Origin of the sequence: Paraburkholderia panacisoli, from assembly GCF_008369935.1 — a bacterium.
Taxonomy (GTDB): Bacteria; Pseudomonadota; Gammaproteobacteria; order Burkholderiales; family Burkholderiaceae; genus Paraburkholderia; species Paraburkholderia panacisoli.
The window spans coordinates 276,818-299,298 of the sequence record NZ_VTUZ01000008.1 but is presented as its reverse complement, the minus strand read 5'-3'; the positions used below and the strand labels follow the sequence as shown (position 1 = coordinate 299,298).

The 22,481-nt window shown below is 65.4% G+C and carries 18 protein-coding genes; 6 read left to right on the top strand and 12 right to left on the bottom strand.

The features are described 5' to 3' along the window. Nucleotides 1–173 precede the first annotated feature (173 nt). Together FVF58_RS15035 and hpnC are read right to left on the bottom strand one after the other, a co-directional pair. Nucleotides 174–1,346: a glycosyltransferase gene (locus tag FVF58_RS15035; RefSeq protein WP_149670695.1), complete on the bottom strand. Its 1,173-nt coding sequence runs from the start codon at nucleotides 1,344–1,346 to the stop codon at nucleotides 174–176. Next, nucleotides 1,346–2,212 (bottom strand): squalene synthase HpnC, encoded by an 867-nt coding sequence (gene hpnC / locus FVF58_RS15030; protein ID WP_149670694.1) that lies wholly within the window; start codon nucleotides 2,210–2,212, stop codon nucleotides 1,346–1,348. The genes FVF58_RS15035 and hpnC overlap by 1 nt, the downstream gene beginning before the upstream one ends. Before the next feature lie 333 nt (nucleotides 2,213–2,545). Between hpnC and ispH the strand changes: the two genes are divergently transcribed. Beyond that, the gene (gene ispH, locus FVF58_RS15025; RefSeq protein WP_149670693.1) at nucleotides 2,546–3,490 is read left to right on the top strand and encodes a 4-hydroxy-3-methylbut-2-enyl diphosphate reductase; all 945 of its coding nucleotides are present in this window, start codon (nucleotides 2,546–2,548) and stop codon (nucleotides 3,488–3,490) included. Nucleotides 3,491–3,500: 10 nt separating this feature from the next. Further along, a complete protein-coding gene (gene hpnH / locus FVF58_RS15020; protein WP_149670692.1) occupies nucleotides 3,501–4,655 on the top strand; it encodes an adenosyl-hopene transferase HpnH in 1,155 nt (384 codons plus the stop codon). Between the two features lie 106 nt (nucleotides 4,656–4,761). On the opposite strand, the gene FVF58_RS15015 is transcribed toward hpnH, so the two are convergent. Further along, entirely contained in the window at nucleotides 4,762–5,367 is a 606-nt protein-coding gene (locus FVF58_RS15015) for an MlaC/ttg2D family ABC transporter substrate-binding protein (protein WP_149670691.1), read from the bottom strand. 213 nt (nucleotides 5,368–5,580) lie between these two features. Here FVF58_RS15015 and hpnN point away from each other — a divergent pair, with 213 nt between their 5' ends. Both hpnN and FVF58_RS15005 read left to right on the top strand, forming a co-directional pair. Next, the gene (gene hpnN / locus FVF58_RS15010) at nucleotides 5,581–8,196 is read left to right on the top strand and encodes a hopanoid transporter HpnN (RefSeq protein WP_149670690.1); all 2,616 of its coding nucleotides are present in this window, start codon (nucleotides 5,581–5,583) and stop codon (nucleotides 8,194–8,196) included. A gap of 2 nt (nucleotides 8,197–8,198) precedes the next feature. Further along, nucleotides 8,199–9,221: an MlaA family lipoprotein gene (locus FVF58_RS15005; RefSeq protein WP_149670689.1), complete on the top strand. Its 1,023-nt coding sequence runs from the start codon at nucleotides 8,199–8,201 to the stop codon at nucleotides 9,219–9,221. 176 nt (nucleotides 9,222–9,397) lie between these two features. Here the strand turns inward: FVF58_RS15005 and FVF58_RS15000 are convergent, their stop codons facing one another. The 8 genes from FVF58_RS15000 to FVF58_RS14965 form a co-directional block, all read right to left on the bottom strand. Continuing rightward, complete coding sequence (locus FVF58_RS15000; RefSeq protein WP_149670688.1) at nucleotides 9,398–9,877, bottom strand: acyl-CoA thioesterase; 480 nt, start codon at nucleotides 9,875–9,877, stop codon at nucleotides 9,398–9,400. Between the two features lie 172 nt (nucleotides 9,878–10,049). Then, nucleotides 10,050–10,784 carry a phosphorylase gene (locus tag FVF58_RS14995; RefSeq protein ID WP_149670687.1) on the bottom strand — a complete coding sequence of 245 codons (735 nt, stop codon included), beginning with the start codon at nucleotides 10,782–10,784 and terminating at the stop codon, nucleotides 10,050–10,052. Nucleotides 10,785–10,787: 3 nt separating this feature from the next. Beyond that, complete coding sequence (shc, locus tag FVF58_RS14990; protein ID WP_149670686.1) at nucleotides 10,788–12,857, bottom strand: squalene--hopene cyclase; 2,070 nt, start codon at nucleotides 12,855–12,857, stop codon at nucleotides 10,788–10,790. Beyond that, nucleotides 12,854–14,122, bottom strand: a complete 1,269-nt coding sequence (gene hpnE, locus FVF58_RS14985; RefSeq protein ID WP_149670685.1) for a hydroxysqualene dehydroxylase HpnE — start codon at nucleotides 14,120–14,122, stop codon at nucleotides 12,854–12,856. Before hpnE ends, shc begins: the two co-directional genes overlap by 4 nt. Nucleotides 14,123–14,126: 4 nt before the next feature. Further along, complete coding sequence (gene hpnD, locus FVF58_RS14980; RefSeq protein ID WP_149670684.1) at nucleotides 14,127–14,975, bottom strand: presqualene diphosphate synthase HpnD; 849 nt, start codon at nucleotides 14,973–14,975, stop codon at nucleotides 14,127–14,129. Nucleotides 14,976–15,296: 321 nt separating this feature from the next. Beyond that, entirely contained in the window at nucleotides 15,297–16,235 is a 939-nt protein-coding gene (locus FVF58_RS14975) for a sensor domain-containing diguanylate cyclase (RefSeq protein WP_149670683.1), read from the bottom strand. Beyond that, a complete protein-coding gene (locus FVF58_RS14970; protein ID WP_149670682.1) occupies nucleotides 16,232–16,855 on the bottom strand; it encodes a chemotaxis protein CheC in 624 nt (207 codons plus the stop codon). The genes FVF58_RS14975 and FVF58_RS14970 overlap by 4 nt, the downstream gene beginning before the upstream one ends. After that, nucleotides 16,848–17,216 carry a response regulator gene (locus FVF58_RS14965; protein ID WP_149670681.1) on the bottom strand — a complete coding sequence of 123 codons (369 nt, stop codon included), beginning with the start codon at nucleotides 17,214–17,216 and terminating at the stop codon, nucleotides 16,848–16,850. Before FVF58_RS14965 ends, FVF58_RS14970 begins: the two co-directional genes overlap by 8 nt. Before the next feature lie 691 nt (nucleotides 17,217–17,907). Here FVF58_RS14965 and FVF58_RS14960 point away from each other — a divergent pair. Beyond that, entirely contained in the window at nucleotides 17,908–20,217 is a 2,310-nt protein-coding gene (locus FVF58_RS14960) for a hybrid sensor histidine kinase/response regulator (protein WP_149670680.1), read from the top strand. 453 nt (nucleotides 20,218–20,670) lie between these two features. Next, nucleotides 20,671–21,726: a hypothetical protein gene (locus FVF58_RS14950; RefSeq protein WP_149670679.1), complete on the top strand. Its 1,056-nt coding sequence runs from the start codon at nucleotides 20,671–20,673 to the stop codon at nucleotides 21,724–21,726. 108 nt (nucleotides 21,727–21,834) lie between these two features. On the opposite strand, the gene FVF58_RS14945 is transcribed toward FVF58_RS14950, so the two are convergent. Next, a complete protein-coding gene (locus FVF58_RS14945; protein WP_149670678.1) occupies nucleotides 21,835–22,389 on the bottom strand; it encodes an NADPH-dependent FMN reductase in 555 nt (184 codons plus the stop codon). Nucleotides 22,390–22,481: the final 92 nt, after the last annotated feature.

Sequence of the window (22,481 nt, the reverse complement as noted above, 5' to 3'; positions counted from 1 at the left end):
GAGCGCCTCAAGTCGCTGCCCAATGAAAAACGACCCGGCCGCACATGCGACCGGGTCGTCAAATCTCGCCCTCACCGTTACACCGTTCGATTCTTGAAGAAGAACCTTAACTGAACGGCATTAGGCGCCAGGCGCCGCTTTTTTTTCGTCTGCATTCAACAATGCGTGCCGCGTCAACGCTCCTGCACGGGCGCCTGGACGCGCGCCTTCCACTGACCGCCCTTGCCACGCCAGTAGCGCACCGCCGACGCGAACGTCGCGCCGACATAGAACAACGCCACCAGCGGCAGAAACGGCGCCCACAGCGGCGAGCGGCGGTAGTAGCGGAGCATCGGCGCATAGGCGCAGCACATCGCCGCCCACGCGAGCCATGCGGGCCAGCCCAACGGACCGAGCAGCAGCGCGGCAACGGGCGGCATCAGATAGATGATCGTCATGCCGGCCAGCGTGCCCGCCAGCAGCAGCGGCGAATAATGCAGCTGCGTAAAGGCGGTGCGCGCGATCATGTTCCAGATTTCACGCCAGCTATCGTACGGACGCAGCGACACGCTGCGCGCCGCCACGTCCAGCCGGATCGGATGACGCCCGGTGCCGCGATGCTTGATGCGCGCGGCGAGGCTGCAATCGTCGATCAGCTCGGCGCGAATCGACTCGATGCCGCCCGCTTCCTCGAGCGCGCTGCGCCGCACCAGCATGCAGCCGCCCGCCGCCGCCGCGGTGCGATTGCGCGGGTTGTTGACCCACGCGAACGGGTACAGCTTCGCGAAGAAGAACACGAAAGCCGGAATCAGCGCCTTTTCCCAGAACGAGTCGCAACGCAGACGGACCATCAGCGAGACGAGGTCGCGCTTTTCCACGTCCGCGCGGGCGACCAGTTGCACGAGCGCGTCGGCGGGATGGCCGATGTCGGCGTCGGTCAGCAGCAGGTAGTCGGCGGGCAAGCCCAGCGTGCGCACCGCCTCGATGCCTTGCGACTGCGCCCACACCTTGCCGGACCAGCCCGGCGGCAGCGGCTTCGCGGTCAGCACCGTCAGGCGGTCCGGGCATTGCAGCTGCAACGCGGCGGCGCGGGCGGCGTCGGCGGTGCCGTCGGTGCTGTGGTCGTCGACGACGATCACGTGGAATGCCCCCGGATAGTTCTGCTGAAGCAGGCTCGTGACCGCCTCGCCGATCACGTCGACTTCATTGCGGGCCGGCACCACGGCGGCCACCGCGGGCCACGTCACACGCGGCGCGACGGTGAGCGGCGCAGCCGGACGCGCGCGCCAGAAGCCACCGCGCGCGAACAGCAGCACGCACCAGATCAACAGGGAGAGACACGAAAGAAGAAACAGAACCACTGCCATTAAGCACTACCCTCGATTGAACGCGCCTCTACGCCGACGCGCCGCGACAGCCGCATCACCACGGTGCGCAGCGCGACCACGCACCAGTCAAATTTGTTGAGCACCGGACGTTCGCGAAACACGTCGTAGCCCGCCTTCTCGATCCGTTCGAGAAAGCGCAGGCCGCCATGCACGGCGGCGCACAGTTCAATGCCGAGCCGCCCCGGCATGCGCAGCGCGAGCGGCGCGCCGCGCACCAATGTCTGCCGCACGACCGACACCTCGTAGGCCATCAACGAGCGCCAGGCGTCGTCGGCCACGCCGTTGGCGATATGCGCTTCGGTTACGTCAAAGCGCCGCAGATCCGCAAGCGGCACGTACACGCGATCTTTTTTCCAGTCGGCGGCCACGTCCAGCCAGAAACTGATCAGCTGCGACGCCGTGCAGATCGCGTCGGCATCGGCGAGATTCTCCGGCGTCGCCGCGTCGAGCAGATGCAGCATCAGATGCCCGAGCGGGTTCGCCGAGTGACGGCAATAGTCCAGCAGCGCGGCCCGGTCGGCATAGCGGCGGGTGTCGATGTCTTGCGCGCAGGCGTCAAGCAGATCATAAAACGGCGCGAGCGGCAGTTTATACTGTGCGACCACGCCGGCTAGTTTGCCGAACAGCAACGGATGGACCGGCGCCGCGCGCCGCTGCGCCACCGCGTCCAGACCCGCGCGCAGGTCGGCGAGGCCGGCGTGTCGCTCGGCGGTGCTCCAGTCGCTTTCGTCGGCGATATCGGCCGCGGTGCGCACAACCTGATAGATAATGTCGATAGGCGCGCGCAGCGCCTTCGGCAGCAACACGCTCGGGATCGGAAAATTTTCGTACTGTTCGACGTCCATCCAGCGAGCCTCGAAACCATTCTGTAATGCGGCTCGCGATGCGCGCCGCAGGGACCCCGTAGTTTAAGGGTTCCGTCAAACCGTTGCAGCGTGCCAACATGGCGGCACGCATCCTGGATACGGCGCCGCGAGGCAAGCTGCGCCTGCGGCTCGCGCCCAACACAAGGGGCGCGCCAAAAGCAAAGCTGGCCTGATAGCGTTAGAATGCGCGTTTGGTTTTGCTGTACCGGCTCGTCGCCGGGGCTCAAGACGTCAACTAATTAGACGATCGCGGCGATAAAGTCACGCTTATGGACTTCTTCGCAACCCGCGTCAGTCGGAGTTCGCCCATTTATGCGAGTCATCCTTGCTCAGCCCCGCGGCTTTTGTGCGGGTGTTGTTCGCGCAATCGAGATCGTCGATCGTGCGTTACAGCAACACGGCGCGCCCGTGTACGTTCGTCACGAGATCGTCCACAACCGGCACGTGGTCGACAATCTGCGCCAGAAAGGTGCGCGCTTCGTCGAGGAACTCGATGAGGTGCCGCAAGGCGCCGTGGCCATTTTCAGCGCGCATGGCGTTGCTCAAACGGTCGAGCGCGACGCGGAGGCACGCGGCCTGGACGTGCTAGACGCGACCTGCCCGCTCGTCACGAAGGTCCATGTACAAGGTCGCCAATATGTGGGCGCCGGCCGCACGCTGATCCTGATCGGCCACGCGGGCCACCCTGAAGTGGAAGGCACGATCGGCCAGATTCCGGGTAAGGTGCTGCTGGTGCAAAGCGAAGCCGAAGTCGCGCATCTGGACCTGCCGGCCGACGCGCCGCTCGCTTATGTCACGCAAACCACGCTGTCGGTGGACGACACGCGCGGCATCATCGACGCGTTGCTGCGCCGCTTCACCAACATCGTCGGTCCTGATACGCGCGACATCTGCTATGCCACGCAAAACCGCCAGGCGGCGGTGCGCGAACTGAGCAAGCAGGTCGACGTGCTGCTGGTGGTGGGCGCCACCAACAGCTCCAACTCGAACCGGCTGCGCGAGATCGGCAGCGAAAGCGGCGTGGCGAGCTACCTCGTCGCCGACGGTTCGGAAGTGAAGCCGGAATGGTTTGCCAACGTGCAGACGGTCGGCATCACGGCCGGTGCTTCGGCGCCGGAAGAGATGGTCAAGAACGTAATCGATGCGCTGAGCGCATTGGGGCCTGTCGATGTCACGACGATGGCGGGCCGTGAAGAAAAAGTCGAATTCAAGTTGCCATCGAAACTGATGCAACCACTCGCCGCACGCGAAGTTTAAGGAGGACATCTTGTCTATTCCGCTGCTACAGAAAGTTCGGGTCGGCGCATACATCATGCGTCAGCACCTCTCCGGCAACAAACGCTACCCGCTCGCACTGATGCTGGAGCCGCTGTTCCGCTGCAATCTCGCCTGCAATGGCTGCGGCAAGATCGACTATCCGGATCCCATCCTGAATCAGCGTCTGTCGCTGGAAGAATGCCTCGGCGCAGTCGACGAATGCGGCGCGCCAGTGGTCTCGATCGCAGGCGGCGAGCCGCTGCTACACAAGGAAATGCCGCAGATCGTGAAGGGCATCATCGCGCGCAAGAAGTTCGTCTATCTGTGCACGAACGCGTTGCTGATGGAAAAGAAAATGGACGACTACGAGCCGAATCCGTACTTCGTCTGGTCGGTCCATCTGGACGGCGACAAGCAAGCACACGATCACTCGGTGTCGCAGGAAGGCGTGTACGAGAAAGCCGTGGCCGCGATTCGCGAAGCGAAGCGCCGTGGCTTCCGCGTGAACATCAACTGCACGTTGTTCAACGACGCCGTGCCGGAACGCGTCGCCGCGTTCTTCGACACGCTGGGCCCGATGGGCGTGGACGGCATTACCGTTTCGCCGGGTTATGCGTATGAGCGCGCGCCGGACCAGCAGCACTTCCTGAACCGCGACAAGACCAAGCATCTGTTCCGCGAAATTTTCAAGCGCGGCAACAACGGCAAAAACTGGTCGTTCAGCCAGTCGGCGATGTTCCTCGACTTCCTGGCCGGCAATCAGACCTACGAGTGCACGCCGTGGGGCAACCCGGCGCGTACCGTGTTCGGCTGGCAGAAGCCGTGCTATCTGGTCGGCGAAGGCTACGTGAAGACCTTCAAGGAACTGATGGAAACCACGAACTGGGACAACTACGGCACGGGCAACTACGAGAAGTGCGCCGACTGCATGGTGCACTGCGGCTTCGAAGCGACGGCCGTGATGGACACGGTTGCGCATCCGCTGAAGGCGCTGAAGGTCAGCTTGCGCGGCCCGAAGACCACCGGTGCGTTCACCAAGGACATCCCGCTCGACAATCAGCGCCCCGCCGAGTATGTGTTCTCCCGCCACGTGGAGATCAAGCTGGAAGAGATTCAGCGCACCGGCAAGGGCAAGAAGGTGCAGACGGCTACCGCCGCGCACTAACGGCACGACGGGCGGTTCGCGCCGCCCCGGGTCGCGCATAAGCAAAAAGCGCGGTGGCTTGATGGCCACCGCGCTTTTTCTTTACAGCCCTGAAAACCACCAGGACTTAACCCGCGCCGCGCGCATTGTGCGCCGTCAGAAACTTGATCAGCCCGTCGATCCCGCCTTTGGCAATCTGGTCGGCGAACTGCGTCTGATACACCTGGATCAGCCACGCGCCCATCATGTTGATGTCGTAAATCTTCCAGCCGGAGGGGCCTTTGGTCAGCCGGTAGTCGATCGAATCGTCGCCGCCGTTGCTGATCACATGCGACTGCACGACGACATCAGTGGAGCCGGCCTGCACGTTCGCCGGCACGAACTTGAACTTCACGTCCTGGTCGCGCAACTGCGAAAGCGATGCGGCGTAAGTGTGCACCAGCAGCAGCGTAAACTGCTCGTACAGCTGCTTTTGCTGCTCGGGGGTCGCGGTCGACCACGGCTTGCCGACCGCGATGCGCGTGGTGCGCTGGAAATCCGTGGCGGGCACGAAGCGCGTCTGGACCAGTTCGGTGATCTTCGCCATGTCGCCGCCGCGCGCCTGGGGATCGGCCTTCATCGCGGCGACCGTGCCTTCGACGGCACTTTTTACCAGCGCATCAGGCGAGCTTTGCGCGTAAGCCGCCGTGGACACCACGGCCGCAGCCAGAAAAGCAGATAGATAACGTTTCATACGGTCGCCAGAACTTGAGAGAAGTAAGCGCCGGCGGGCTAGCGAGCCCGGGGCGAAAGCAAGATAGACCAGTATACCGAGATTGCGTTCCCGCCCCTGATTGTGTCACCGGGAGCCACACTTGCTACCGAAGTCGGGTTGCAGCGCCCAGGCTCTGTATACTTGTGCACTTTCGTCAAAAACAACATCCGTGATAAGGCCACGTTCGCCTACATGCTGAAGTCATCTATCGTCCGTCTCGTCGCCTCTTCGGTGCGCCATCCGTTCCGGATCATCGCACTGTCGATCGTGCTCGCCATTTTGAGCAGCTTCTACGTTGTACATAACTTCAAGATCAATACGGACATCAGCCGTCTGATCGAAACCGACAAACAATGGACGGCGCTCGAGAACGCGCTGAGCCAGGCCTTCCCGGATCGCGGTCAAACCGTGCTGGTGGTGGTCGAAGCGCGCGCGCCGGAATTCGCCGATGCCGCCGCCAATGCGCTGACCGCCGCGCTCAAGAGCGACCCGAAGGAGTTCGTCGCGGTATCGCAGCCCGCCGGCGGCCCGTTCTTCGAACACAATGGCCTGCTGTTCCCGTCAACCGACGAGGTGATGTCCACCACCTCGCAACTCGTCCAGTCGCGCCCGCTCGTAAACGCCCTCGCCCACGACCCGAGCCTGACCGGGCTCGCCGGCACGCTGACCACGAGCCTGCTGCTGCCGTTGCAACTCGGCCAGGTGAAGCTCGGCGACATGAGCCACCTGCTATCGCAAAGCGCGAACACGCTCGACCGCGTGCTGGCCGGTCAGCCCGCGGCGTTCTCGTGGCGCGCGCTGGTCGATAAGACCGTCGCCACCGATCCGGCGCGCTCGTTCGTGATCGTGCAGCCGGTCGTCAACTACGACGCGCTGCAGCCGGGCGCAATCGCGTCGAAAGCGATCCGCGACACCGCTGCGTCGCTACACCTCGACTCGCGCTATGGCGCGACGATCCGCCTGACCGGCGAACAGCCGCTCGCCGACGAAGAGTTCGCGTCGGTCCAGGACGGCGCGGTGCTCAACGGCATCGGCACCTTCATCGTCGTGCTGGTCATTCTGTGGCTCGCGCTGCGCTCGGGCCGCATGATCGCCGCCGTGTTCATCACGCTGTTCGTCGGACTCGCGATTACCGCCGCGCTCGGCCTCCTGATGGTCGGCGCGCTCAACATGATCTCGGTCGCCTTCATGGTGCTGTTCATCGGGCTCGGGGTCGATTTCGGCGTGCAGTTCGGCGTCAAATACCGTGAGGAGCGCAACCGCGACAACCGGCTTTCCGCCGCGCTGATGCATACTGCGCACAGTATCGGCGTGCCGCTCACGCTCGCGGCCGTCGCGGTCGCGTTAAGCTTCTTCTCGTTCCTGCCAACCGCGTATCGCGGCGTGTCGGAGCTCGGTCAGATCGCCGGCGTCGGCATGTTCGTCGCGTACTTCACCAATATGACACTGCTGCCGGCGCTGCTGAAGGTCTTCAACCCGCCGGGCGAAACCGGCTCGCCGGGTTTCAAGCAACTCGCGCCCGTCGACGATTTCCTCGATCAACACCGCAGACCGGTGCTGATCGGCACGCTGATCGTCGTGATTGGCGCAACGCCGTTGCTCACGCATTTGCGCTTCGACTTCAACCCGCTGCATCTGAAGGACCCGCACACGGAATCGATGGCGACACTGCTGTCGCTGAAGGACTCGCCGGAAGCCGCGGTCAACAACGTGCATGCGCTGGCGCCCTCGCTCGCCGCAGCCGACCAGATGGCCGCGCGTTTGCGCGCGTTGCCCGAAGTGGGCCGCGTCACCACGCTGAACACTTTCATCCCGAGCGAGCAGCAGCAAAAGATGATGCTGATCGCGAGCGCCGCGCAGCAACTGTTGCCCGCGCTGCAGCAGCAGCCCGCACCGCAGGCCACCGACGAGCTGCGCGTGGCCGCGCTCAAACGCGCGTCGAACCAGCTCTCGCTGGCCGCCGAGGATCATCCGGGTCCGGGCGCCGCGGAAGCACAGCATCTGTCGGCGACGCTGCAAAAGCTGGCCGCCGCCAACGCCGCCACGCGCGACCGCGCGGAAACCGCGATGTCCGACACGCTGCGCATCGCCTTGAAGCAGTTGGAAAACCTGCTGCAGCCGACCGAAATTACCCGCGAGAACGTGCCTGGGGAAATCTCCGCCGCGTGGGTGTCGAAGGACGGCCGCGCGCTCGTCGACATCGGGCCGAAGGTCCAGCCCGGCACCGATCCGAACGACGACGCGATGCTCGCGCGCTTCGCGCATGCGGTGAAGAAGGCGGAGCCCGGCGCGATCGGCGGACCGATTTCGATCCTGCATTCGGCCGACACGATCATCAAGGCGTTCCTGCAAGCCGCCGCCTACGCGCTGCTGTCGATTGCGATCCTGCTGTGGGTCGCGCTGCGGCGCATCAGCGACGTGCTGCGCACGCTGGTACCGCTGCTCGTCTCGGCGCTCGTCACGCTGGAGTTATGCGTGGTGTTCGGCATGCCGCTGAACTTTGCGAATATCATCGCGTTGCCGCTGATGCTCGGCGTCGGCGTGGCATTCAAGATCTACTTCGTGATGGCCTGGCGCAACGGGCAAACCGGCCTTCTGCAATCGAGCCTGACGCATGCCGTGCTGTTCAGCGCGGCGACAACGGCAACCGCGTTTGGTAGCCTCTGGCTGTCGCACCATCCGGGCACGTCGAGCATGGGTCGGCTGCTGGCGCTGTCGCTGTTGTGCACGCTGATCGGCGCGGTGGTGTTTCAGCCGGTGCTCATGGGCAAGCCGCGCCAACGTCGCGCGAAGCAAAGAGGAATATAAGCATGAATTTGCGTAACACCGCCCTTGCGCTTGCCGCCGCGGGTCTGATCACCGGTTGTGCAACCGGCCCCGACCGCAAGCCCGGCGACCCTTTCGAACCGGTCAACCGGGTCGTGTTCAATTTCAACGACGGCGTGGACCGCTATATCGCCGAGCCGGTTGCCAAGGGCTATCAGAAGGTGACGCCGCAGCCGTTGCGCACTGCCGTCAGCAACTTCTTCTCGAACCTGGGCGATCTGGCCAACGCCGCGAACGCGCTGCTGCAATTGAAGATCACCGACGCGACGGAAGACATCATGCGCTTCGCGTTCAACTCGGTCTTCGGTCTAGGGGGTCTGCTCGACTGGGCGACGCCCGCGGGCCTGCCCAAGCACCACCAGGATTTCGGTCTGACGCTCGGGCACTGGGGAATTCCGTCGGGCCCGTATCTCGTTCTGCCGCTGTTCGGGCCGAGCACTGTGCGCGACAGCGTGGGCCTCATCGTGGATGTGAAGTTCAATCCGTTGAACTACATGGAACCGGCGGTGCGCAATCCGCTGTATTTGCTGCAGTTCGTGAGCACGCGCTCTGACCTGCTCGGCGCCACCGATCTGTTGCAGCAGGCCGCGCTCGACAAATACTCGTTCGTGCGCGACGCGTACACGCAGCAACGCCGCGCGCGTCTGCGCGGCACGAGCGACAACGCCGCGCCGTTGCCGAACTACGACGATCAGGACGACTCCGGCGCGGCGGCGCCGGCCGGCGCCGCACCCGCCGCCGGTGCACCGGCCGCGCTGCCGAACTACGCGGACCCGGGCGACGCTGCGCAAGCTCCGAACGCGGCCTCTGGTGCTGCCACCGGTGCCCCGGCCGGCGTGCCCAACTACACCGATCCGGGCGACACGCCTGCTAGCGGCGCGGCGGGCGCAGTGCCGGCGATGCCGCCGGCTGCGGCACCGGCAGCCGCATCAGGCACACCGGCGCCGACACCTCAAACCGCACCGGCCGACGACAAACAACCGGCTTCGGCACCGGTCGCGCAATAGGGATTGAGGAAGGAAACGCGCTGGAGAAGTACCAAAGCGCTGCGGGACGCCCGGAATGGGTGTCCCGCGAAGACTAGCTAAAAGCGGGTAAGACTGAACAGAACGCCAGTAACACGTCGGCACGCCCCAAGGCGCAATACCGCCGCCCGGCAACGCACGCAAGCCGATCAACTACCTCAATGCAAGGCCTCCGCCTCAGCGCGTGCCGCCAGCCTCTCATCTTCGACTGCAACCACGCCTTGCGGCGCCGGCCGTGAACTTTCGCGATAGCGCGCAAACGCCTCGTCTGCATAACGGATCTGCGTGCGGCCGTGCGGCGCGGGCTCGCCGTTTTCGTCGAGATTGACGAACACCATCTTGTCGACGGTCAGGATGCTCTTGCGCGTGATCTTGTTGCGCACTTCGCAGCGAAGCGTGATCGACGTGCGGCCAAAATGCGTGGCGGTCATGCCCAGCTCGATGATGTCGCCCTGACGCGCGGAGCTGACGAAGTTGATCTCGGACATGAACTTGGTCACGACACGCTGATTGTCCAGCTGACAGATCGCGTAGATCGCCGCTTCTTCGTCGATCCAGCGCAGCAGGCTGCCGCCGAACAGCGTCCCGTTGGGGTTGAGGTCTTCGGGCTTGACCCACTTTCTGGTATGGAAATTCATTTGGCACTCCGTGTTTGGTGCTCCAGGTCGGCGGGTCTGCGCCCGCGAACCTAGGGTTAACACTGACATTGTACCAAATATAGGGGTTTTCCCTAGTATTTCAACGGCTACTGAATTTCCGCGTGACAGTCATTGCTGGAAACCGCGTGCCGCTCGGGCTACCGACTGCCCTTCAAACCGCCGTCATCATGCGCAAAGCCCCGGCCTCGGCCATCGCCTGTCGCGCCTGCACCAGAGAGGTCCGTGCGGCGCGGGCGTCGACGGCAACCTGAATCAGCGCGCCGAGTTGCGACGGTTGTCGCAGCAGCTCGCGCAGAATCGGCCCGAGCGCCGTGCTGCCGTCGTCGCGCAGGCCAGCCGTCGCGGCGGACGGCAGCGTGCGCCATGCCGGGTCGACTATCGCGCGGCACACGGCGAACGGTAGCCCACGTGCGGCGGCCGTCGCGCCGGCGATGTGCGACTCCATATCCACCGCCAACGCGCCCGCCGCGCGATGCAGCGCGCGCTTGTCATCTGCCGTCACCAAGGGTGCGCTAACCGCCGCCATCAGGCCGCGTCGCAGACGCACCGCGAGCGGCCCTGCGACCATCGCGGCAGCGAGCCTGTCAGTCCATTGCCGATCGGTTTCGAGCCGCCCGAACGGCCCTTCGATGGCGTCCGCGACGATCAGCGAGCCCGGTTCCAGATCCGGCGCCAATCCGCCCGCCGTCCCGAAACTGATGATGCCCGCACAGCCGCGCGCGACCGCCGCACTCAGCGCCCGTTCGAGCAGATCGGCGCGCGCCGCGTAGACCACCTCGACGCCCTCGCCGCGCGCGATCCGCGCTTCGAACGCCATGCCCGTTACCACGATCACCGGCAGGCTGCTGCGGCCGGCATCGGCTGACGGCGTTGTCGAAAGCGGCATCCGTTACATCCCGACGGCGACGCGCGTGAGCCCGTTGCGCTTCAAATGGCGGAAGCGCGCCAGCGCCCACAGCGGGAAGAACTTGCGATAGCCGTGGTAGCGCAGATAGAACACGCGCGGGAAACCGGTCGCGGTGAAGCGCGTTTCGTCCCACAAGCCATGCTCACGCTGTTCGCGCTGCAAATAGTCGACGCCGCGCGCGACGGCTTCGTGATCGACCTCGCCGGCCGCCATCAGGCCCATCAGCGCCCATGCGGTCTGCGAGGCCGTGCTCGGCGCGCGCTCGTAGCCGCGATAGTCGAGCTTGTAGCTCTCGCCGCCCTCGCCCCAGCCGCCGTCCGGATTCTGGATCGACAGCAGCCACTGGACGGCGCGCCTCATGTGCGGGTCGTCGTGCGCCATGCCGGCTGCGTTCAGCGAACACAACGCGGTCCACGTGCCGTAGATGTAGTTCAGGCCCCAACGACCGTACCAGCTGCCGTCCGACTCCTGCTCTTGCAGCATGTACGCGAATGCGCGTTGCGCCGGCTCGCTGTTCTGCGGCATTTCACCGAGTTGCGCGAGCATCGAAAGACAGCGGCCCGACACGTCCGCAGTGGGTGGATCGAGCAACGCGCCGTGGTCGGAGAAGGGAATGTTGTTCAGGTAGTACTGGGTATTTTCCGGCTCGAACGCGCCCCAGCCGCCGTCGCTGCTTTGCATGCCGAGCACCCATTCGCGCGCGCGCGCAATGGCTTGGCGATCGACCGCGGACTGCGTGAGCGCCGCCGAGCGCTGCATCGCCATCACGACCACCGCCGTATCGTCGACGTCCGGATAGTGCGGGTTGTTGTACTGGAACGCCCAGCCGCCCGGCCGCACGTTCGGCCGCCGCGAGATCCAGTCGCCGCGCACGTCGAGAATCTGCAGCGGACGCAGCCACGCGAGTCCGCGTTCGGCCGCCTGCTCGGCATGCGCTTCGCCGGTTTCGAGCAGCGCGTGCGCCGCGAGCGACGTGTCCCACACCGGCGACAAACACGGCTGGCAATATGCTTCGTCATCCTTGATAACGAGCAGCTTGTCGATCGATTGGCGAGCGATCGCGCGATTCGGATGATCGGCCGGATAGCCGAGCACGTCGTACATCATCACCGAGTTGGCCATCGCGGGGAAAATCGCGCCGAGACCGTCTTCGCCGTTCAGCCGCTCGTCGACGAACGCCACCGCCGCACGCACCGCGTGTTCGCGCGTGGCCTTCGGGAACAGGCCGTCGAGCGCGCGCACCACCGCGTCCACGCCGCGGAAGAAGCCGAACCAGCCGGCGTGCTGATGCGGCGCCCGCGCGTTCATGCCGGTGTTGACCGGCGCGCCGCGGAACAGCTCGTCGATGCGCACGCGGCGCGGATTGCGCGCGAGCGGCCGCTTCGCGTTGAGCACCAGCAGCGGCACGATCACCGTGCGCGCCCAGTACGACACCTTCGACAGATGGAACGGGAACCACATCGGCAACAGCATGATCTCGACGGGCATCATCGGCACGGCGCGCCACGACACCACGCCGAACAGCGCGAGCAGAATCCGCGTGAAGACGTTCACGTGTTCCGCGCCGCCGTGGGCCAGAATCGCCTCGCGCGCGCGGACCATGTGTTCGGCGTCCGCCGGGTCGCCGATCATCTTCAGCGCGAAGTACGCCTTCACGCTAGCGCTGACGTCGAGCGCGCCGTCGGTGAAGAGCGGCCAGCCGCCGTTGGGCAACTGGATGCGGCGCAGATAGCGCGCGATCTTCTGCTCCAGTTCGAGATTCGGCGTTTCGCCGAGGTAGTGAACCAGTAGCACGTATTCGGCGGGGATCGTCGCGTCGGCTTCGAGTTCGTAGACCCAGTGGCCGTCCGGCTTTTGCGCGGCGAGAATGGCGTCGGTCGCGCGTGTGATCGCGACGTCCAGCGACGCTGTCGGCGTTACGGCCGCCTGCTTTTCGGCTTGCGTTTGCACTTGTGTCTGCGCTTGTGTCGCGATAGCCGGCGCGTCGAGCGACGCGCCAGCGGATTCAGGCAGGTCGGCGTCCAGCGCCTGGGCTTGAGATAAATCGTTCATCGGCGTTCCATCGGTTCATTCAGCAACGTATCCGCGGCCTTCTGGCCGGAGCGGATCGCGCCTTCAATCGTCGCGGGCAGGCCGGTGGCCGTCCAGTCGCCCGCGAGCATCAGGTTGTTCCAGCGAGTGCGCGTGCCCGGACGCAGCGTTTCCTGGTCGGGCAGCGCGGCAAACGTCGCGCGTTTTTCCATTACGACCTGCCAGGCCGGCAGCGGCGCGGCAGGAAGATTGGCGGCCTGGGCCACCTCGGCCCAGACGCTGTTCGCGAGGGCTTCGTGCGGCATGTCGAGCAGACGCTCGGCCGCGTTGACCGTGACCGACAGGCGGTCGTCGAACGCGATCAGCCATTCGGCCGTCGAGTTGAGCAGACCGGTGACCGGCGGCACACCGAACGGCGGCTCGACCGCGAAATGCACATTGACGGTCGCGGCGAAGCGGGTGGGCGCCCGCAGACCCGGCACGAGGGTCGGTGCGATCTCAGGCGGCAACGCGAGAATCACCGCCTGGTTGGCGTCGAGCGTGATGTCGCCGTCGACGAAATTCAGCACCTGCACGCGGCCACCGTTGGCGGCGAACACGATTTCCCTCAAGCGCGAACCCAGCTGGATCGTCGCGCCGCCATGTTGCAGCAGGCGCAACGCCGGATCGACGAACGCGCTGCCCAGGCCGTTGCGCGCCACCAGCGGCCGGCAGGCGAGGCCGCCGGCCAGCAAGGCCTCGCGCACCATCGCGCCGGTCAGTTCGGCCGACGCTTCACGCGGCTCGACGTTCAGCAGCGCGTGCAACAGCGGCCTGAGCAGCCGGTCCCACAGCGGGCCGTTGCAACGCATGGTCTGCGCGACGCTGCGCCCGGGCTTGGCGAAAAGCAGTGGCACGAGCGCCAGATAGTCGCTTGGGCCCGTATTCGGCACCCGCGCGTTCGGGTCGAAGATCCACCACGGCAGGCGTCCCGGCGACAGGCGCACGCTCCAGCGCGCCCGCGTGGCGAGATCCACGAACGGAAACTCGGGCTGCTGCGGGCCGGCGAGTTCGTCGGCGGCGCCGATCGCGCGCGCATAGTTGAGCGTCGCGGCATTGCCCGACAGCACCATGTGATTGCCGCTGTCGATGGTCGCGCCCAGCTTCGCGTCGTAGTACGAACGGCAGCGGCCGCCCGCCTGGGCCGCTGCTTCATGCAGCACGACCTGGGCGCCGCGCCGCTGGAGCTGCACCGCGGCGGCCAGACCGGCGAGGCCCGCACCGACCACATGTACGAGCTTCGGCATCAGCTCAGAAGAGCGCGTAACGCGCGACGATCCACAGCATGCGCAGCTTCGGCTTGCTGACCTTCGTGCGCGGAATGTCGAAGCCGCGCTCCAGCGTGCGTTCGAACAGCAGGCGATAGACGCCCGACATGATGCGCGGCGCCCGCACATGGCTGCGCGGCTCGCGATCCATGATCGCGTCGGACGCGGCAAAGTGTTCCCGCGCGCGCTCGGCAAGCGTCGCGCACACGCGCGGCAGCGACGGGTCGTCGGCGATCTGCGCCGGGCTCGTCACCGCGATGCCTTCGCGCGCCAGCAGTTCATGCGGCAGATAGCAACGGTTGATGCCGGCGTCTTCGTCGATATCGCGCAGGATGTTGGTCAGTTGCAGCGCGCGGCCCAGGTGGTGCGCGAGCAGCCGGCCGGGCTCGTCCTGCATCCCGAATATCCTCACCGATAGACGGCCCGCCGCGCTGGCGACGCGGTCGCAGTAGAGGTCGAGCGTGGCGTCGTCGGGCGCGCAGATGTCGGCGGCGGCGTCCATCGCCATGCCGTCGATCATCGCGTGAAAGTCTTCGCGCTGCAGATGAAACGTGTGAATGTGCCGCGTCAGCGCGCGCAACGACGCACGCGGCGCGCCGGCGTAACACGCGTCGATGTCGGCGCGCCAGCGTTCGAGCGCGGCGGCACGTTCGGCGCGCGGCATGTCGCTGTCGGCGATGTCGTCGACTGCGCGGCAGAAGGCGTAGACCTGATACATCGCATCGCGCTGCGCGGCCGGCAGGATGCGCATGGCGAGATAGAACGAGCTGCCGGACGTGGCGGCAGCGGCGTCGATTTCTGTATCGTCCACGACAAGATTGGAAACAGCCAAGACGATCTCCGCTGGAGGCGCCCGCTGAAAGGCGTTCAAAGAGGGTTTATGCCTACCCGCAGGGCAGGTAGCCCGCGCGCGCGGACACGCGCGAAATACCCGGCTGGCAAGCCGGAAACGGCGAAAAGTATATCAACGTTTGCAAGACGCCGCAGTTTCGTGGGTGAATTGGGGCAGGAAGGAAAGGTTGGCTGCGTGGCGGACGACGACAGGCGGTGCGCAGCGCGGCGTGTGCGCCGCGTCGTGTCGCGTCGTTTGGCGACGAAACACGCCGTTCTGGCCGCCGCCCGTTCCGCCCCTTGCCTCACACGCCCCACACCGTCAGCCAAACGAGACCGAGCGGTTGCGCCCTTGCCGCTTCGCGCTGTAGAGCGCCGCATCGGCTTCGTTGATCAGCACGTCATACGCCGGCACGCCCACGCGCGCCCCAGCGCCGCCGACGCTCGCTGTCACCGGCACGCTCGTGCCCTGCACCTCGACCGGCGTGTCGGCGATCACGCCGCGGATTTTCTCGGCGACGCGCATCGCGTCGGCAAGCGGCGTACAAGGCAGCAGCAACGCGAACTCCTCGCCGCCGAAACGCCCGAAGGTGTCCTGCGCCCGCACCACCCCGGCGACGCGCTGCGCCATCACGCGCAGCACCGTGTCGCCGACGCCGTGGCCGAACTGATCGTTGATCTTCTTGAAGTGGTCGAGATCGAACAGCAACATCGACATGTCGCCGCCATAGCGCTGCCAGCGCGTGAACTCATCACGCAGATGCGCTTCGAAGAAGCGGCGGTTGGCGATGCCCGTCAGACCGTCGCGGTCCGCGTATTCCTGCAGCTTGGCGACCGCCTCCTCGCGCTCGCGCTGCACGATGCTCACGTGCGTGACATCCGAGATCGTCACGCACACGGCGACCACTTCGCGATCACGCGTGAGCGGCATGAACGTGACGTCCTGCTGCATGAAATCGACGCCGCCGGTAATCGGCCGGTCGTGATCGAACCTGAACAGATACGGCCGCTGTTCCCACGAGCTGAACGCAAAACTGCCCAGCTGAAACACGCTTTCCAGCTTGCGCGAGAACCACACGCGCGGCAGTTCCGGAAAGTGGGTGAACAGTGACTTGCCGACCACCTGCTCCGACGACAGCCCGCTGTGGTCCTGCATGAAGCGGTTCCACATGAGCACGTTCATCTCGCGGTCGAGCACGAAGATGCCGAAGCCGACGCGCTCGACCACCAGATCGCTCAACGAATCCACGGATACGCTCATAGGCTCGACAGCAGCGCGTCGAGCGCCACGCTCATGTGACGGATGGACTCCTCGGCCATCAGCACCACGAGGTGCGCACGGAACGTGTGATCCTCTAGCGCGAAGTTCACTTCGACCAGCAGCGCGACTTCCCATTGCAAGACGCCGGGCTGGAACACTTCGTCGAGCGTCATCGCTTCGCCGAGCATGCCCGGCGCGGAGAACACCGGGGTACGGCCGAGCTGGTCGAGAATCGACGACACGCACGCGCCCGTCAGCACGTTGGCGACGTCGAACATCAGCTCCGTCTGACTCACCGCCTCATAGCTCGAACGCGCGTACGGATCGCTGACGAGCGAGCACAACTGCGCGATGCAGTCGCTGCGGCAGATCACCAGCGCCTCGCCCTTGATGTCGGAGCGAAAGCCCTGGCGCACCGCGCTCACCGTGTCCTCGATCCCGGTCATCTCGCGCAGCGCCTGCGCCGCCTCGCTGACCGCCACCAGCTTCACGCGCGGCACGGACAATTCGATGAACGAATCGAGCAGCCGCGCAAGCCGCGTCGCGGCCTGGCCCATCGCCAGATTGGCGACCTCTTGCAGCGCGTCGCGCTGGTCTTCGGTGAGGATTGGCTCAGACATACAACCCGTACTCCTTGAGGATGGGCAGTACCGCCTCGGGCGTCACGGGCTTGGCGATGAACGCGGCGGCGCCGAGCGCGCGCACGCGCGCCTGGGCCATCGGCTGAACATCGGCGGAGACGACGATCACGAAGGTGTTCAGATCCTCGTGCTGCAATGCTTCCAGCACCTGATAGCCGGTCATGTCCGGCATCGTCAGGTCGAGGAACATCACCGACGCCTTGCCTTCGCGATACAGAGCGAGCGCTTCGCGCCCGTTCGATGCGTAGGACACGTCGACTTCCCAGTCCGGCGGCAATGCCCGGGTGAGCACCTTGCGGGCAAGCAGCGAATCATCGGCGATCACAATGGGCAAAGACATGGGCGACTCGGAAAAACGAAATTATCTGTTACGCATTAACGGCGAACCAAGACGATTTCTTTAGCGCAAGCGCTGTCGACTCGCGGTAAAACGCGATGCAGCGGGCTGGGACGCAGGTTGCTGGGTGCGAAGAACGTGGAGCGCGCGCGGTGACGCGCCTTTGATGGATCGGACGGGCCCGTATGGATACAAGCGCGCACCTTGGACGACGGCTATGACCGGCATGTTCGAAGCCTTCCCCGTAGATCGATCTGCGCGGCTCCGTGGATCAGGCTGGCCCCCTGCCGCGCGTGGTTCCGCGCGCACCTCGGCGCACGCGTAGTGACGCATGCTCTGGAGGCCCTCGCGGCGAAGTCGTCGTCCGAACATGGCAGACGGATTTTTATCGTTGGACGGATTCTCGAATCAAAACCGCGTAAAGGCAACTCGCCAAATTGTTATTCAATAAAGATATTTTCCCACAAGACGCGGTTTCTAAAAACGTTTCGATAGCTCTGAAAGACTTTCTTTGATATTTATACTTTTGACTACGTTTGCGCTTCCGGATTCGTCGCTGTTTAAAGAACAGACGAATGCCCGCGCCAGCGCCGGACGATGCGCCGAGGTAACTTCTACCACCGCTCTGTGTATGCTTCTTGTATGTAGCCGGTTGCCGGCCTTTTGGTCCTGAATGATTTTGGCATTAACGAAAATGACACCAGACCGGTTCGACCCGCCTCGCGCGAGCCGCTTGTTCCGCGGTTCCCGCCACTCGCGCCGCACGGGTGCTCAAGCGGACGGGGCGTCGTTTCCCGTCGTGCCGGAGCAGAATTTCCACGTGCGGCGCATCACGCTGATCGCGCTGCTGGCCGCGGCGATCGTGCTGCCGTGTCTGTATGTCGCGGCAATGGCGCTCACCGATCTGCGCACGCGCGAGGCCGACGCCACCGACATGACGTTGCGCACGGTGCGGATCGCGGAAGAGCACGCGCTGAAAGTGTTCGACATGAACGAGACGCTCAACGCGCGCATCATCGACCTGACCGAAGGTCTGGACGACGACGGCATCCGCGCCCGCGAAGCAGAGATTCACGACAAGCTGCGCACGATGGGCGGCGGCTATCCGCAAGTCGCCGCCGTGTCGATCTTCGGGCGCGGCGGGGACTTGCTCGCCACCAGCCGTTATTACCCGTCGCCGATACTGTCGATCGACCAGCGCGACGACTTCGTCGGCATTCGCGGCGGCAAGGATCTCGAACACGTGTCGAAGGTAATGACCGGGCATGTGGCTGGAGAACAGGTGTTCAACATGGGCGTGGAGCGGCGCGCCGCCGACGGCTCGTTCGCCGGGGTGGTCTCGGTGGCGCTGCGGCCCAGCTACTTCGACGCGTTCTACCGCGAACTGCTCGGCGGCAGCAACAGCACGCCGATGATCATGAGTCTCGTGCGCACGGACGGCGCGATCCTCGCGCACTATCCGCGCAGCCCGCGTGAGCCCACGGCGATGGCGCCGGCTTCGCCGTTCGCCGAAGCCATCACGCAGGGGCGTCGCGCCGGGGTCGTACGCATGCGCTCGAACGTCGACGGCGACAATCTGATCCTCGCGTTCCGGCATGTCGGTTCGTATCCCGTGTACGTGCTGTGCGGCTATCGCACGTCCGCGATCTGGGCCGCGTGGTACCGGCACCTGAGCGTGCTGATCGTGTCGATGTTCATGCCGTCGATCGCGCTGTGGTGCGTCATCTGGCTGTCGCTGCGGCGTCTGGGCGCCGAAGAGGAAGCGTGGGAGCGCTGGCAGGCCGAAGCGTCGATGCGCCGCTCGATCGAATCGGCGTATCGCCAGTCGCGCAAGATGGAGGCGCTCGGTACGCTGGTCGGCAGCGTCGCGCACGACTTCAACAACCTGCTGATGATCCTCTCGTCGAACGTGCAGATCGCGCGGCGGCTCGGCGTGGCCGGCCTCGACCGCGAACTGTCGGCGATGGAGCGCGCTCTGAAGAGCGGCCAGTCGCTGACCCGGCAATTGCTCGGCGTCGCGCGCAAGCAGCCGTTGCGCACCGAAACGCTGGCGCTCGAACGCTGGCTGCCGACGTGCCGCGAATTGCTGCGCGCGTCGCTCGGCGCGAAGGTGTCACTCGTGATCGACCCCGGCGTCGAGACCTGGCCGATGCGCGTCGACGTCGCCGAACTCGAACTTGCGCTGATCAACGTCGCCGTCAACGCGCGCGACGCGATGCCGAACGGCGGGCGCTTCACGTTGCGCGCGAGCAATATCACCTTCCGTCACGAGGACGGCTTTCCGCTGACCGGCGACTTCGTGCAACTGTCCCTCGAGGATACCGGCGTCGGCATGGCGCCCGACGTGCTGGCGCGCGCCTTCGAACCGCTTTTCACGACCAAGCCGAAAGGCATGGGCACAGGGCTCGGCTTGCCGCAGGTTTTCGCGTTCTGCGAGAGCTCAGGCGGGCTGGCCGCGATCGACAGCGCGGTCGGCGCGGGCACCTCGGTGCGCCTTTATCTTCCGCGCGCCGCCGCCGAGCCTGAGGCGCCCGGACCGGCCGAAACGAGCGCCGACGAGAGCGCTGCGGCGCAGGGGCTGCGCATCCTGCTGGTCGAGGACAATGCGGAAGTGGCCGCCGGCACCGAAGCGCTGCTGCAGATGATGGGCCACCAGGTCACTTGCGTGTTCAATGCCGACACCGCGCTGCATCTGTTCGACGATGCCAATGCGCGGCGGGCGCGCACCGGCGAGCCGCTACCGTTCGATCTGGTGCTGTCGGACATTCATATGCCGGGGACGAAGAACGGCATCGATCTGGCCGAGGCGATCCTGGCCTTCGACGTGAAGCTGCCGGTGATTCTCGTCACCGGTTACGCGGAAGAACTCGACCGCGCGCGGCGGGTGGACGTGAGGGTGCTCTCCAAGCCGTTCGATATCGGCTTGCTGGAAAAGCTGCTCGAAACGATCCAGCGCGACGTGGCGCAGGCGGGTAGCGATCCGGCCACGCATCCGGCGGAGTAAGGGGCAGCGTTGGCGGGCTTGTGCGGGGTCAGCGGGGTCAGCGGGGTCAGCGGGGTCAGCGGGGTCAGCGGGGTCAGCGGGCTCAGCGGGCTCAGCGGGCTCAGCGGGCTCAGCGGGCTCAGCGGGCTCAGCGGGCTCAGCGGGCTCAGCGGGCTCAGCGGGCTCAGCGGGCTCAGCGGGCTCAGCGGGCTCAGCGGGCTCGGTGGGCTCAGTGGGCTCAGTGGGCGTCGGCAAGCTCACGCGAGCCGGGTGTCATTTACCTGTGGTTGTAAAAGCGTGGCGGCGCGGCAGCGCATTTTGTGCGCGGGTTTGCGCAACCGGCTCCGCGCTGGCTCGTGTGACGGGCCGCGCGGCCGCGTGAACTCGCTCCGGCATGATCGTTGCAGCGCAAACTGACGAGGGGGCGGCGCGTTCCCGCGTTGCCCGTTCCGCCTAAAACGCCGGGAGACAGCCATGCAATATACCGTGATTGGTTTATTCGACACCTACACGCAAGCGGAAGGCGCGCGTGACACGCTCGTACAGATCGGCCTGGCGCGCGACACGATCGAGTTGCAGGCGAATCCGGAACCGTCGGTCGACTCGGCCACCGGCGAAGTCGCCAACTCCGGCGTGCTGGCGAATATCGAGCGCTTTTTGTCGAGCCTGTTCACCAGCAGTTCGCGCGAATCGGAAGCCGCGCGCTATGCCGAAGCCGTGCGGCGCGGCGCGGTGCTGGTGTGCGTCCACGCAACCAGCGAAGCGCATGCGGAACTCGCCCGCACTACGTTGACGAGGCTTGGGGCCACCGACATCGGTGACCGCCTGCCCGGCTGGGATGTGCAAGCGCCGGCAAGCCGCGATCATTCGATCCTCGACGAACTGGGCATCGGTGCGATGACGTCGGGCACGCCGCGGACTTCGAGCATGACAACACCTGCTACGTCCGGTATGACTACGCCGAGCGCAACGACTACGACGACGACCACCGCAGCCACGCGGCCGGCCGGAACGGGCGATCCGTTGCATCCGGTGCCGCCGGCAACCACGCCTGCCGAACCGTTCGTGCCGCCGCCTGTCAACGAACGGCCTACCGTCGATCCGGTCAATGAGCCGGTGATCGATCCTCTTGTCGGCGATGCAGGCCGCAGCGCGATCGCCGCCGGTTCGGTGCCGGGCTCAGGCGCGGTGATGCAGCCGCCATCGGAAGTCGTCTCGGAAGCGGGGCAGCCGACCGCCGGTCTGGGCGGCCAGATGCCGAACGAATATCTGGAATACGAAGAAGATTTCCGCTCGCACTATGACGAGCAGTACGCGGCCGACAGTGCGCGCTATGAAGACTATGTGCCGGCTTACCGGTATGGCGCGGAGATCGGCCAGGACGCGCGGTTTCGTGATCGTCCGTGGGACGACATCGAGCCGGAAGCTCGGCGTCATTGGGAAACCACGTCGCCGGACAGCACCTGGGAGCGTTTCAAGCTAGCGGTGCGCCACGGGTGGGAACGGGTGACGGGGCATCACCACGTATAGAGAGGTAAGCGCGGCGGCGGCCCTGCATGGAAGCTGGGTGCCGCCGACGCGTCGCATCGCACACGGCAAGCCGGTCTGCGAGCCACGCGAGTCATGAGGGGACGTCGGTCACGCAGCCGTGTGCCGCTTGACCCAGACGACGTAACTATCGACGAAAGTCTGCAGGAACTTGCGCGTACGGTCGTTCACGATCTCGCCCTTTTCGTTGATGACCGCCGGATCGTGCTTGATGAACACCTCGGGTTGCCCCATGGTCGCGACATCGAGATAGGCGAGCACATTGCGCAGATGCTGCTGCGCCAGCGCCGAGCCGGTTGCGCCGACCGAGGTGCCGAGCACCGCGGCGGGCTTATTGCGCCATGAGTTCGTGCCCCACGGACGCGATGCCCAGTCGAGCGCGTTCTTCAGCACGCCGGGGATCGAGCGGTTGTATTCGGGGGTGACGAACAACAGGCCATCGGCCGCTTCGACGCGCTGCTTCAAGTGCTTGCCGGCCTCGGGATAGTCGGGGTCGTATTCCTGGCTGTAGAGCGGCAACGAGGCGATGTCGATGAATTCGAAGGTGAAGTCGGACGGTGCCAGCGAGATCACCGCTTGAGCCAGTTGTCGGTTGAACGAATCCCGTCGCAGGCTGCCGACGACAACTCCAATGTGATGGGCCATGGTTCGCTTCCTTGATGTGAGGCGCTCGACGCGCAAAGGGTACGAACTGCCCATCATAGGCAAAAGCCTCGCGAGGGGGGCGACAGGAGAAG